We start from the raw sequence: 13,572 nt of genomic DNA on the forward strand, positions 1-13,572 counted from the left end.
CCGGACAGTAGATTGATATGAAAGACGATATGCCCCTGACGCACGCCGCCGAGATGACGAATTTCACAGGCTCCGCAGACGCCGCCGGGGGCATTTCCGCCCGTGACGTCACCGTCACCTATCGCAACGGCCACACCGCCCTGCATGATGCGACCTTCGCCATTCCACGCGGCACTGTAACCGCGCTGGTGGGCGTGAACGGCGCGGGCAAATCCACTTTGTTCAAGGCGATCATGGGCTTCGTTCCCGCTGCCAAGGGTGAAATCCGCCTGCTGAACCGCAGCGTCAAACAGGCGCTGAAGGAAAATCTGGTCGCCTATGTGCCCCAATCCGAAGAGGTCGACTGGGCTTTTCCTGTCCTGGTGGAGGATGTGGTGATGATGGGGCGTTATGGCCATATGGGCCTGCTGCGCCGCCCCCGCCCCGCCGATCACGCCGCCGTCGATCAGGCGCTACAACGCGTCAACATGCAGGACTTTCGCAAGCGCCAGATTGGCGAGTTGTCCGGCGGTCAACGCAAACGGGTGTTTCTCGCCCGTGCCTTGGCGCAGGACGGTCAGGTCATCCTGCTGGATGAGCCCTTTACTGGCGTGGACGTAAAAACCGAAGACCAGATCATCGCCCTATTGCGTGAGCTGCGCGATGAGGGGCGGGTGATGCTGGTATCTACCCACAACCTCGGCTCCGTCCCTGAGTTCTGCGACCGCACTGTGCTGGTCAAAGGCACTGTGCTGGATTATGGCCCGACGGAAACCACCTTTACCCGCGACAACCTGAAACGCGCCTTTGGCGGTGTGCTGCGTCAGTTCACACTGGGTGGCCAAGAGCTGCACGATGATGACGATCCACGCCAGCTCTCTATCCTGACCGATGATGAACGGCCCTTCGTACAATACGGCGAGCGTACCCATAAATCGGCTGAGCAAACGGATCCCAAGGAATGAACATCCTGCTGGAGCCCTTCACCTACGGCTATATGGTCAATGCGATGTGGGTTTCCGCCCTTGTTGGTGGCGTCTGCGCGTTTCTGTCCAGTTACCTGATGCTGAAAGGCTGGTCGCTGATCGGCGACGCGCTGTCCCATTCTGTTGTGCCCGGTGTGGTTGGTGCCTACGCCTTGGGTCTGCCCTTTGCACTGGGTGCGTTTATATCCGGCGGCTTGGCGGCGGGGGCGATGTTGTTTCTGTCTGACCGTTCGGGATTGAAGATTGACGTAATCATTGGCCTCATCTTCACCAGCTTCTTTGGCCTCGGCCTGTTCCTCGTATCGCTGAATCCGGCGTCGATCAATGTGCAGACGATCACCATGGGCAATATTCTGGCGATCACGCCAGAGGACACGCTGCAACTGGCAATCATCGGTTTTGTCAGCCTCGCCGTCTTGCTGGCGAAATGGAAAGATCTGATGGTCACATTCTTCGACGAAAACCATGCGCGCTCCATCGGGTTGAACCCAGACCTGCTGAAACTGGTATTTTTTGCCCTGCTCTCCGCCTCTATCGTAGCGGCGATGCAAACCGTGGGGGCATTTCTGGTTATTGCCATGGTGGTGACACCGGGGGCGACGGCTTATCTGCTGTGCGACCGTTTCCCGCGATTGATCATGACATCGGTGGCGATTGGCGTGCTGTCCAGCTTCATCGGCGCCTATGCCAGTTATTTCCTTGATGGCGCGACGGGCGCGGTGATTGTGACCCTGCAAACGCTGGTGTTCCTTGCGGCCTTCATCTGGGCACCGAAACATGGCCTGCTGGCCGCACGGGCCAAGGCACGCGCCGCGCTAAACCGTCCGGCGGAGGAATCTATCTGATGGATCAACTGCTGTTTCCCTTCATGTTCCCATTTATGCAGAACGCCTTCTGGATCTGCGCAATTGTAGCCGTGCCAACCGCGCTGCTGAGTTGCTTTCTGGTTCTCAAAGGCTGGGCGCTGATGGGGGACGCGATCAGCCATGCGGTTCTGCCTGGCATCGTGCTGGCCTACATCCTTGGCCTGCCGCTGATCCTTGGGGCCTTTGTGGCGGGCATGGGCTGTGCGGTGGCGACGGGCTATCTGGCGGAAAACAGTCGGGTCAAACAGGACACGGTGATGGGCGTGGTCTTTTCCGGCATGTTCGGGGTTGGCCTCCTCCTCTATACGTCGATTGAAACCAACGCGCATCTGGATCACATCCTCTTTGGCAACATCCTAGGCGTTGGCGCGCAGGATCTTTGGACCGCGGGCATCATTGCGGTTCTGACCAGCGTTGCGATGGTGGTGACGTGGAAAGATCTAATGCTGCACGCCTTTGATCCAGCCCAAGCGCGAGCGGCGGGGCTGAACGTGAACGTGCTGCACTATGGGTTGCTGACTGTCCTCAGCCTTGTCATCGTTGCCACCCTCAGCGCGACCGGTCTGATCCTTGCCATTGGTCTTCTGATCGCGCCCGGCGCCATCGCGTTTCTGATCGTACGGCGGTTTGGCTGGATGCTGATGGTGTCTGTGGTCGTCAATCTGGTGGCGATGCTGGGCGGCACTTACATCAGTTTCTTCATCGACAGCGCACCTGCGCCAACGATCATTCTAGTACTAACAGCGATGTTCTTGATCGCGCTGATCTGGCGGCGCCTCAGTGATCAGCACAAACAACAGCAGATGATCTGAACACGAGCTGCGGCCTGCCTGCGCCACTCAACCACAAACAGAGCTGCAAAAAACGAATCATCCACTTGGACAAAATCCCAGCCCACGACGCTTAGTGCTAGACACGCGTGCAGATTCTCGCAAGACTGGTGTGACACGAGGTCGCCAGGCGATCTGCATCTGTACTGTCAGACGCTTGACTGAACGGCAAAATGCAGACCCCAAAACCCTAAAGGCTGTTTGAAGTGATTAGCTAATCACTTTAAACCAAACACTTTTGAGGCAAAACGTTGCGTCTGCGAACAGACATAAACGACAACTTTCCAAATGTCGGAGGAGAAGCAGACCGTCCGCTGATCCGTGCGATGCTACAGGAACCGCAGGTCTCCGCCACACGGGCGCGTCTGGACCAGAATTTCCCTCTTCTTTTTCTGGTTTTGGTTGGGTTTACCGCGTTGATGTGTTTCATCAATTGCGACAAACGCACATTGGTTTCGACGCTGGATTTTACGCTAGTGCGCAACCTGCCCCATCCGGCAACGATTCTGCTGCTGGTGGGGTTCACCCTGTTTTCCCCCAACAAACGCGGCTACTTTGCCGCCAGTTTTGTTCTGGTCCATCTGGGATCGTGTTATTGGGGCTTTCAGCAGGGCACATTTCAAACTGCCGCCTTTGATCCGCTGGAATTCACCCTGATCAGCCTGATCATTAACGCCATCTTCGGCATCGCCACCAGCGCCCTTGTACGCCGGTTGGAACCGTTATTGTCACGCGGGCGCTTTAAGCCGGCGCTGGATGTGTCGCTCTCTGCGACCATGTTCCTGACTCTGCTGGGGGTGGGTACACTTTATGCCGGTGTGCTGGGATGGGTTGCGATTGATCAATTCGGTTATGGCACCTCGTCGATCACAGATATCGCACTTCTGGGGCTGAGCCAGGCCATTATGGTTGCGATTTTCACACCCATGTTGCTGGTGCTGTCAATCTATCCGCTGAAAATGCCTGATCTGCCGAAACTGCTACCAGTTCTGGCAATGTTTCTACTGCTGGGTCTGCTGGATAAATCGCTGGGCTGGCAGACCGAACGGGTCTTTACGGTAATGTTTGCGATCTTGTTGCGGTTCCTGCTGCCGGTGACGACAGCGCTGCAGATGACACTGGCTGGTTTCATCCTGCAACGATTGGCCCTGCCGGATGAGACGCTGAATGCGGCAGAGGATTACCTGATCTTTGCCACGTTTCTGGCACTGCTGACGCTGTTTGACCTGATCCTGTTCAATCAGCGAGCCCGGGTGTTGCGCAGTCGAGCCTTGCGTCACAAACTATGGAATTCATATGAATTTTCTAAATTCGGACGCTTTCTCTTCAACGCCCGCCTGCAGCGGTTTTGGATGGATGACATCATCCAGATGGCACCGCAACGCACCTTCAATGCCACCCTTGAAGAAACCCTGCGGCGCATGCCCCGCAAGGACGCAGAGCGTTTGCATCAAATTCTGTCGAACCACTCTCCCGAGCCGCAGGCCGCAATCATCCGCATTGCAGACGGCCCGCAATGGAGCGAAAGTGCGCCGTATCACGTTTACCGGCTGCACTGTGTGTCTGAAACCTCTTGGCAATACGGGCTGGTCACCATCGGCACCCTGACCGACATCACCGAATTGCACACGACCAGCACCACCCTGCGCGAAACCCTGCGCCAACTGGAAGCCAACAAAGAGCGCCAGCACCGACTCTTTGCCCTGATCAGCCATGAACTGCGCACCCCTGCAGCGCTGCTGAAAATGCTGGCCGAACAGATGAATGACACGCAGGACTGGGACAATCTGGGACCGCGATTTGATAGCGTATTGCAACAATTCCTCAGCCTGATGGACGATATGGGCAGCGTGGTACGCGATGAAGAGTTGCTGCCCGCCAGCGAGGGACGGTTCAACCCCGCCGAAGTGCTGCAACATCTGAGTGAGGTTTACCGTTGCACCGCAGAAGCATCTTCTATCAGCATCCGCATCGCCTGTGATCTGGAGGACGAACAGGACCGCATTCTGGACGTCGGGCGCCTGCATCAGGTGTTGGGCAACCTGATCCGCAACGCCATTCTACATTCCGAGGCGCATACGCTCACCATCAGCTATAGCGAAGAGGACAACGGCGGTCAGTTGCAAGGCCGCTGGGTGATCGAGGATGACGGCAAAGGCATTCCGCCAGCGCTGCTGCCCGGCCTGTTCAGCCCCTTCAACCGCAAAACCCACGGCGTGCATTCCGAGGCAGAAGGCAGCGGCATGGGCACTTATATCGTCAAACTGTTTGTCGACAAAATGGGCGGTCGCGTCAGTTATTGCCCCGCGCAGGGGGGCGGCGCACGGTTTGAGGTGAAACTCCCCATACAAAAGGCCGCCCCAGCAGCACCAGTGGCACCCAAACCCGCAGAACTGGAAAAAATCGCCAAAACCATCCTGCTGGTAGAAGACAACCCCTTGGTGGCGGAAATTACTCAATCCCAGCTGCTACGCCGGTTTGAGACCGTACACCATCTGGCCAGCGCCGAAGCGGCGCTACAGCGCCTCCACGACCTGGCACCGGATATGATCCTGACGGATGTGGAATTGCCGGGAATGGACGGGGTTGCCCTGTCTCAGGCATTGCGTCAGGCGGGATTTGACGGGCCTCTCTTTGGCCTCACCGCTGGTGCCACCAGCCGTGATGACATCCTGACCCGCGGCGCCAACGGCATTCTGGCCAAACCTTTATCGATCCGCCACCTTCTTTATGAACTGTCGTCTTTTGAGGGCTGGCAGGCCGCGCAGGATCAACTGGCGGCAGACCCCATACAGATCAGCAAAAGCGCCTGAGGCCTGCTCTGGCAGGCGGCGGCACCGGATGGCCACCAGATGAGGTTCGCCGCGCGGTGCCTCCTCAGCCAAAACGTAAATTGAACAGCGGCAGACGCGACAGGAAAGCGCGCGCTTCATTCGCAAAATGCGCTTCATGGATAGAGGTGTCTGCCCCATCACGCAGCGCCTGTTCCAGCGATGTCGCGGCCAACGCCAAATCCTTTTCACCGATCTGACCGGCCTCTGCCACCACACGATGCGCCATAGCCATGCGATCGCTACGGGATTGCCCATCTTGCAGCATCGCATTCAGACGGTCACTTAGCCGACCCAGAAATTTCTGCACCCAGGCCTTGCCCATCATCTCCACCATCTGCTCCACCTCGGCAAAGCTGTGCCCTGTACGCCGTGCTGCCGCACGTTCACCGTGTTGCACTCCAGCGGCAGTCAGAACGCCACTAATGGCTGCGACCAGATCGGTGATCTGGAACGGCTTGGCAATAAATGCATTGGCCCCAGCAGCGAGCATCTGTTCGATCTCTGATGTCATTGACGTGGCAGAAAAGGCAATCACCGGCACATCACAAAACGGCGCAGGCAGGGCACGAATTTTGCGGGTCAGCTCCACACCGCTCAACTCAGGCATCTGCATATCGCAAAGGATCACGTCTGGATGATACTGCATGACCTGCGCCAGAGCGTTCAGCGGGTTGGTCACCAGTTCGACATGAATGCCCTCGCGCCCCATGATGCGTTGCACCAGTTCGCCAGTATCAGCACTGTCATCCACCAGCATCATCCGTTCCGCCGCCGCATTCAGCACCGACAGTTCCGGCACCGCAACCGGCAGTTCAGTACGGGCATCAGCAACAGGCAGATCAAGGTAGAACCAGAAGGTCGCGCCCTGCCCCGGCGTGCTATGCACCTGCAGCTGACCGCCCATTTCCTGCACCAAACCCTGAGAGATCGCCAATCCCAGACCCGTGCCGCCATTGTTTTGTGCCTCTAGCCCATCGGCGGCTTGTGCGTAACGGTCAAACAGCCGCGCCTGATCTTCGGGTGCGATACCGATACCACTGTCCTGCACCTCGATGCGCAAACGGGCGTGTTCATCATAGAGGCGCACATCCGCCCTCAACGTGACCGAACCTTCTGCGGTGAATTTGATCGCGTTATTCAGGAGGTTTAGCAGAACCTGCGACAAGCGCAGGCTATCGCCCACCAGTGCGCGCGGCATTTTTGCCGAAACCTCACTCGTCAGAACCAACCCCTTCGCCTGTGAATGCACGGAGACAAGGTCGATGGTTTCGCGGAACAGCTCATTGGGTGAAAACGCCTCTGCGCGCAGATCCAGCCCGCCCTCTTCGATCCGCGACAGATCCAGCACATCATCAACGATCCGGCTGAGGGTACGGCCGGCGCTGTTGAGCCGTGAAACCTGTTGCTTCTGATCCGCGCTCAGCGGTTCGCGGCCCAACAGTTCGGAAAACCCAAGGATCGCGTTCAGAGGCGTGCGAATTTCATGGGTCACGGTGGACAGGAACCGTGTTTTGGCTTTGTTGACCTGATCAACCTCTGCCATGGCAGCGTGCAATTCACGCTCAATTTCCTGACGGCGGGCCATTTCACGCAGGCCAGAGACGAGGACACTGGATAACATAAACACCGTTCCCGCAAGCGCCAGAACCATCAACAGCACGCGTTGACGGGTATCCATCGCCAACGCCTCCAGATGCTGTTGTGCAAGCCCTTGCGCCTGCGTGTTCATGGAAACTTGCAAGGCGGCGAAATCAGCGGCCTGCTGCTGGAGCGCCACAAGACCGGTTTCCCCTGGGCCCTGCACTGTGCGGGCGGTCAGCGACGCCTCTGCCAGCAGCTGATCGGCGGCGCGTTGCAGCACAGCCAATTGACCACCCGTGGGCAGGTGAGCGGAGAGGTCTGCAACCGTATCGCGGGTGCCATCAAGGATCATCTGACGCTGTGCCAGCGCCTGCTGTGCATCACGCGGGGCACGGGTGGTGATCAGATCAAGCAAACCGTCGCCCTGATGCGAAATTGTGGCAAAAACCCCAGCTCCACGACTGGCATTAGCGATCTGTTGCGTCCCATTGGCGACGCTTTGCACCAGCATATAAAGCTGAAACACCGCTGCGGTTGCCAGCAGCGCGGCGAAACACAGCTTGGTCACCGAACTGCGTAACTTACGGTCCAGTTTGGCACCGACAGATACCCCTGCGTCAGAGGCATCCGTCTGGGTGTCGACCGGTTCAAACCCGTGAGACGCCCCGGCAGCATTTGGGGCAGACAAGTCTGGCGCGGAAAATGGTTTCATACCTTATCCCCCTTGTAACAACGGGGCCCCAACAGCCACGGCCGAGGTGCGATTGGACACCCCCAGCTTGGAAAACAATGCAGTGACATGCACCTTGACGGTACCGATCCCCAGGTTCATTTCGCGCGCAATCTCCTTGTTGGACATGCCTTTGATCAACAGTTCCAGCACATGGCGCTGACGCGGTGACAGGTCAGACAGGGTGCATTCCTGTGGCGCGACATCATCGGTACATTCTGCCGACGCAAGACCTGTAGGTTGAACATGGTCAGGCACGTAGCGCGCAGCCTCGGCCAGATCGGCGGCCTCCTCGCCCAGTGCCACCGCCTCGCCGCTGGCAAAGCTCAGCACCACCGAAGGCGCGCCATGCGCAACCTCTTCCAGCACGTCCTCAGGCGGTTCATGCAGCAACGCGGGCGCATAGATGCGACCCTGCAGGATCTGCGACAGCGCCATTTTCAATTCGCCGACACCCTCAGCCTTGGAGACATAACCGTAAGTGCCCGCCGCCAGCGCCTGCAAAACATCGTTGCGGTCCTGACTGGCAGAGACAACCGCCATTTTGCGCACCACCGGAAAGGACTGTCGCAGCTGCGCCAATGATGCAGCCCCGTCCATCCCCGGCATACGCAGATCAAACAGCGCCAGATCAACACGGTCACAGCCGGCGATCAGCTGTTCGGCCTGTTCCAGATTACTGGCCTCATACACGTCATGAAACCCAAATTTTTCCAATAGGATCGTCGCCAGTGCCATACGAAAATATTCGTCATCATCCGCGACAACCGCCACCGTATCGCTGAGCGAGATCAACGGCTGATCCTGTGCCCCTGCAACACCCGTCTGTTCCAGCAGGCAACCGGCGAGGGTCGCGTCAATGAACATCTTGCCCTCAGCCACCATGCGCAGCGGTGTGTCCAGCACCGCAACCGGTGCGGGATGTAGAATGATACCATTGGCGCCTTTACGCAGCGCCAGCCGCGCCAGCACCGGATCAATATCTTCTGCCACCAGTGCAATGTGCAGATCAGGAGCCTGTTTGAATGCCTTGTCGAAATGATCACCTTCCAGCGTTTCTTCGCCAAAACTTTCCAGAGCCAACACGTCGATATGTTCGGCCGCAAGCACCTGAAAGACATCAAACCAACTGTGCGCCAGGCGTAGTGAAATAGGCCCGTCCGGTGTGATGGTCATCGCCGCTTCTGCCCCGTCACACAAAACCAGAACACGCAGACCCGCATGCTGCGTTCCGGACGCAGGCGCGGCGTGGAAATCGTTGGGCATATCGGTCATGTCAGGGTCCGTCACTTGATCGGGTTTAGGCTGCGATGTGCATCGCGTCACGAATCTTCCCCATCACAGTAGCGCAAAGCACCCCGACATACGCCAGCGCATAGGTCTGACGGACGGCTCCATTCGGCAGTGGCCTACATACTTTTTAGCAGCCTCCCCGCCTTAATCCCGCACAGAATAGACAGCGCAGTTAGGCCAGCCGGATGAATTGCGAGCGACGCCATCTTCGAACAAACTTGCGGCAGCGCAATCCGCATTTGCGCTTGTTCCATTGCTTGTTGTCCCAGCGTTTGAGGTTATCCATGTTCGGCAAAAGAACCGGTTCCGCCCCCAAAAAGACCAGCCGTCCGGCCCCTGCCCCAGAACAACCGCGCCCCGCGCCGCGCCCTGCCGCAGAAGCGCCCGCTCAACCAGCCCCAGTGGCGCAGAAACCTGACACCAAGGTAATCCCCAAAGGCAAGGCCGACGCCCGATCACCGCAACCTTCTGAGGCGGATAGTGCGCGCTACAAGCTGAAGGCAGAGATCATGGAAACCCTGATCTCTATGCTGGACATCAACCAACTGGCACAGATGGGCGAAGGTGAGGAACGACGTGAGATTGCAAACTACGTCACCGACATTCTGGCGGTGAAGAAAGAGGTAATCTCCGAGAGCGAGCAGAAGCATTTGATCGCCGACATCACCAACGATATTCTGGGCTACGGACCACTTGAACCGCTACTGGCACGCGATGATATTGCCGATATCATGGTCAACGGCACCGACCCGATCTATATCGAAGTCGCCGGCAAAATGGAGCGCACACCGATCCGGTTTCAGGACAATCGGCAGCTGCTGAACGTCTGCCAACGCATCGTGTCACAGGTGGGTCGTCGCGTCGATGAAAGCAGCCCGATCTGTGACGCACGCCTGCCAGATGGCAGCCGGGTGAACGTGATTGCAGGCCCGCTGGCCGTTGATGGAACAGCCCTGACCATTCGTAAGTTTCGCAAAGATTCCCTGACCCTAGAAGATCTGGTTAACTTTGGTTCCATCACCCCTGAAGGCGCCGAAATCCTGAAAATCATTGGCCGCGTGCGCTGCAACATTCTGGTGTCCGGCGGTACAGGTTCGGGCAAGACGACGCTGCTGAACTGTCTGGCCGGTTTCATTGAAACCACCGAACGCATCGTCACCTGCGAAGACGCGGCGGAGCTGCAATTGCAACAGCCCCATGTTGTGCGTCTGGAAACCCGTCCGCCATCGCTGGAGGGCACCGGCGAGGTCACCATGCGTGATCTGGTGAAAAACTGTCTGCGGATGCGCCCTGAACGTATCATCGTGGGTGAGGTACGGGGGCCAGAGGCTTTCGACCTGTTGCAGGCGATGAACACTGGCCATGATGGATCTATGGGCACGGTCCACGCCAACACGCCCCGTGATGCCATGTCGCGGATGGAGGCAATGATCACCATGGGCGGATCGCGCCTGCCGGTGCGCACCTTGCGCGAAATTATCGCGTCATCCGTCGATGTGATCGTACAGGCGCAGCGTCTGCGCGACGGGTCGCGCCGGATCACTCATATCACTGAGGTGCTGGGGATGGAGGGTGATGTACTGACCACGCAGGATCTGTTCCTCTACAAAATCCTTGGCGAAGATGAGAACGGCAAAATTATCGGCGTCCACCAAAGTTGCGGCATCAGCCGTCCGAAATGCTGGGACCGTGCGCGTTACTTCGGTTGCGCGGATGATCTGACCAACGCTCTGCGCGCGGCCGAGGCGAAGGACGGCGGGATGGAGGACATGCATCATGTTTGATTTCCTACAGACCAATCAGGCCCTCCTGCTGGAGGCAGCAATTTTCCTCTCCGTCTTTGTGCTGGTGGTTGCACTTATGCTGGGGTCATCAGAAACCGCCAATGACACCCGCCTGAAGAAGCGGATCAACCGTGTCAGCGGCGGCAATGGCCGCGCTGCGCCCGGCACCGATGCTATCGATGCCGAATTGCGCCGCCGTCAGATCCGATCCGCGATGAAAGACGGAAACAAGGCCAAAGCAACCTTCCAGACGCAGCTGAAACAAGCGGGGCTTGATTGGTCAAAGCGAAAGTTTGTCCTGGTCTGCATGGTCACCGCCCTCGGTCTCTTTGCGGCACTGGCGATGGGGATGCAGGTCAATCCGGTGATTGCTGCAGCGGCGTCTGCAGTGTTGGGGTTGTCACTGCCCTATTTCTATGTGGTGCGCGCCACCAAGGTGCGGCTCAAAAGGTTTTCGGACGAATTTCCTGCCGCGCTGGATATCATCGTGCGCGGGGTCAGCGCCGGTCTGCCGCTGAATGAATGTCTGAAGACGATCGCAAATGAGACCAAGGAGCCCGTGCGCAGCGAATTCCAGATGCTGCTGAACGATCAATCCGTCGGCATGCCGCTGGATAAGGCAGCCCACCGGCTGGCGGTCCGTGTGCCGCTGCCGGAAACCTCTTTCTTTGCCATTGTGCTGGCCGTGCAAAGTCGTTCTGGCGGGTCGCTGAGTGAGATCCTCAACAACCTGTCGCTGGTGGTGCGGGGGCGCAAAATGCTGGACGCGCAGATCAAAACCATGTCGTCCGAGGCCAAGATGTCAGGTCAGATGATCGGCGCAATGCCGATGCTGGTGGCGGCAGCACTGTTTTACCTCAGCCCTGAATATATCAACGTCCTTTTGGGAACCCGTATGGGCCAATTGATCCTTGCGGGCTGTGCGCTGTGGATGTTCACCGGCATTATGGTGATGAAAAAAATGATCAACTTCGACGTATAAAGGGTTGATTACTATGAATATCGCAAACCTCTCTCCCCAACTTATGGCGATCCTCCTGTTGTCTTTTGCCGGATTTCTGGTGGTTCTGGGACTGGCCCTGCCGTTGTTGAAAAAGGAAAACCTGCAACGCCGTCTTGCCAAAGTTGCCATTGAACATGGCGGCACCCAGACGATGCAGCAAAAGAAATCGCTAATGGCGTCCTTTGGGCTGACAAACGGCAAACGCACCAGCCAGCAGGTCAATGTCTTTGCCAAACTGGCCGGCACGCAATCTACCGCTATCCTCAAGAAACTGCGGATGGCTGGGCTGCGCAGCAACAACGCGCTGGGGATCTACGTGATGATCTCTATCGTGATGCCGATCGCGATGGCTGCGGTGGTTCTGTTCTACGGTGTGGTAATCTTTGAAAAGGAATGGACGCTGCCCAATATCGCCATGCTAGGCGGTGGTGGTGTGGTGCTGGGCGTTTTGCTGCCGCGGATGTACGTCAGCAACCGGATCACCAAACGCCAGCTGTCAATTCAACGCGCCTGGCCGGACGCGCTGGATCTGTTGTTGATCTGTGTTGAATCGGGCTACGGCATTGACGCCGCACTGATCCGTTTGAGCGAAGAGATCGGCATGCAGTCCAAAGAACTGGCTGAGGAAATTTCACTAACCGCACTGGAACTTTCATACCTTCAGGATCGAACGCAAGCACTTGATAATCTTGTAGAACGAACCGGAATGGATCCTGTGCGTCAGGTGGTCGGCTCCCTGAAACAAACAGAAAAATATGGCACCGATCTGGGTCGTGCCCTTAGGGTGCATGCACAGGAAAGCCGCGATCTGCGACTGGAGCGCGCCAAAGAAAAGGCTGCAGCATTGCCGCCGAAACTAACCGTGCCAATGATCGTGTTTTTCCTGCCGATCCTATTCGTCATCATCATTGCACCTGCGATCATCCAGATCATTCAGGGCTAAGCGCCCCATCAGCCACTCACAGCGCCCCGGACAATGGTTCGGGGCGTTTTTCTATGCCCGCACCTCTGACAATCCAACCGTGACCATACGGCTCCGTATCTCACCTATTCCCCCCTTTCGGGAGGGCCCAAACGGGTGATTCTGCTGTGAGATTCGTCGCGATTCCGACCGGACTTTTCCCACTGACCTAGGTGTAGGTCGAGTCGTCCGCCAGTTGATCGAGATCATTTTTTCAGATTAAAAACAGCGATCTATGCGACCCTTTGCAGGCGGGATATCGGCTAAAGTATAGGGGTATAGCGACTTTGGCATCTCAGCCACCTCCCCCAATTCTGGCGACGTCCTAGGGTATCCGGCTGAATTTCGCGAACACTGTTTATCGGGCATTCTCATCTTCAACGGACGGTCACTCGAGCAGTCTCGGACCTACCCAGTCTGAGGACCGTCCGTAACCCATAAACGCCAATGAGCGACACCATATTCTGTCCCCCCGGTTACGAGTTACCGGAAACCTTGAAAGGAAAGTCCCATGAAAAAGTTCCTGACCAAATTCGCCAAAGGTGAATCCGGCGCGACCGCAATTGAATACGCGCTGATCGCTGGCCTGATTTCCGTGGTTGCCATCACTGCCCTGACCACCCTGGGGGGAAACTTGGACACCACTTTCACGACCATCTCCGACTCGCTGTCGGCGGATGAATCCTAAACGATCATCCAACGGTTTCTGATGTCCCGGGGGTGGC

10 protein-coding genes are annotated in these 13,572 nt (G+C 57.5%); 8 read left to right on the forward strand and 2 right to left on the reverse strand.

The window, feature by feature from the left end; translation table 11 throughout:
• Positions 1–29 precede the first annotated feature (29 nt).
• The 4 genes from MHM86_RS03290 (at position 30) to MHM86_RS03305 (ending at position 5,474) form a co-directional block, all read left to right on the forward strand.
• Entirely contained in the window at positions 30–944 is a 915-nt protein-coding gene (locus MHM86_RS03290; protein ID WP_304651006.1) for a manganese/iron ABC transporter ATP-binding protein, read from the forward strand.
• Positions 941–1,810, forward strand: coding sequence for a metal ABC transporter permease (locus MHM86_RS03295; RefSeq protein ID WP_239195683.1), 870 nt, complete (start codon positions 941–943; stop codon positions 1,808–1,810). Before MHM86_RS03290 ends, MHM86_RS03295 begins: the two co-directional genes overlap by 4 nt.
• Complete coding sequence (locus tag MHM86_RS03300; RefSeq protein WP_304651010.1) at positions 1,807–2,643, forward strand: metal ABC transporter permease; 837 nt, start codon at positions 1,807–1,809, stop codon at positions 2,641–2,643. The genes MHM86_RS03295 and MHM86_RS03300 overlap by 4 nt, the downstream gene beginning before the upstream one ends.
• 269 nt (positions 2,644–2,912) lie before the next feature.
• The gene (locus MHM86_RS03305; protein WP_239195685.1) at positions 2,913–5,474 is read left to right on the forward strand and encodes a hybrid sensor histidine kinase/response regulator; all 2,562 of its coding nucleotides are present in this window, start codon (positions 2,913–2,915) and stop codon (positions 5,472–5,474) included.
• Between the two features lie 64 nt (positions 5,475–5,538).
• Here the strand turns inward: MHM86_RS03305 and MHM86_RS03310 are convergent, their stop codons facing one another.
• Positions 5,539–7,788, reverse strand: a complete 2,250-nt coding sequence (locus MHM86_RS03310) for an ATP-binding protein (RefSeq protein ID WP_239195687.1) — start codon at positions 7,786–7,788, stop codon at positions 5,539–5,541.
• A 3-nt stretch (positions 7,789–7,791) separates the two neighbouring features.
• Positions 7,792–9,081 carry a response regulator gene (locus MHM86_RS03315; protein WP_239195689.1) on the reverse strand — a complete coding sequence of 430 codons (1,290 nt, stop codon included), beginning with the start codon at positions 9,079–9,081 and terminating at the stop codon, positions 7,792–7,794.
• 302 nt (positions 9,082–9,383) lie between these two features.
• Here MHM86_RS03315 and MHM86_RS03320 point away from each other — a divergent pair, with 302 nt between their 5' ends.
• The 4 genes from MHM86_RS03320 to MHM86_RS03335 all read left to right on the forward strand — a co-directional run bounded on the left by MHM86_RS03320 (position 9,384) and on the right by MHM86_RS03335 (position 13,535).
• A complete protein-coding gene (locus tag MHM86_RS03320) occupies positions 9,384–10,883 on the forward strand; it encodes a CpaF family protein (RefSeq protein ID WP_239195691.1) in 1,500 nt (499 codons plus the stop codon).
• Positions 10,876–11,865, forward strand: a complete 990-nt coding sequence (locus MHM86_RS03325; protein WP_239195694.1) for a type II secretion system F family protein — start codon at positions 10,876–10,878, stop codon at positions 11,863–11,865. Before MHM86_RS03320 ends, MHM86_RS03325 begins: the two co-directional genes overlap by 8 nt.
• Before the next feature lie 13 nt (positions 11,866–11,878).
• On the forward strand, positions 11,879–12,829 hold the full coding sequence (locus MHM86_RS03330; protein WP_239195698.1) for a type II secretion system F family protein: 951 nt from the start codon (positions 11,879–11,881) through the stop codon (positions 12,827–12,829).
• A 529-nt stretch (positions 12,830–13,358) separates the two neighbouring features.
• Entirely contained in the window at positions 13,359–13,535 is a 177-nt protein-coding gene (locus tag MHM86_RS03335) for a Flp family type IVb pilin (protein WP_239195699.1), read from the forward strand.
• The last annotated feature ends 37 nt before the right edge of the window (positions 13,536–13,572 follow it).

This window comes from Thalassobius sp. Cn5-15, assembly GCF_022347685.1.
Taxonomy (GTDB): Bacteria; Pseudomonadota; Alphaproteobacteria; order Rhodobacterales; family Rhodobacteraceae; genus Thalassobius.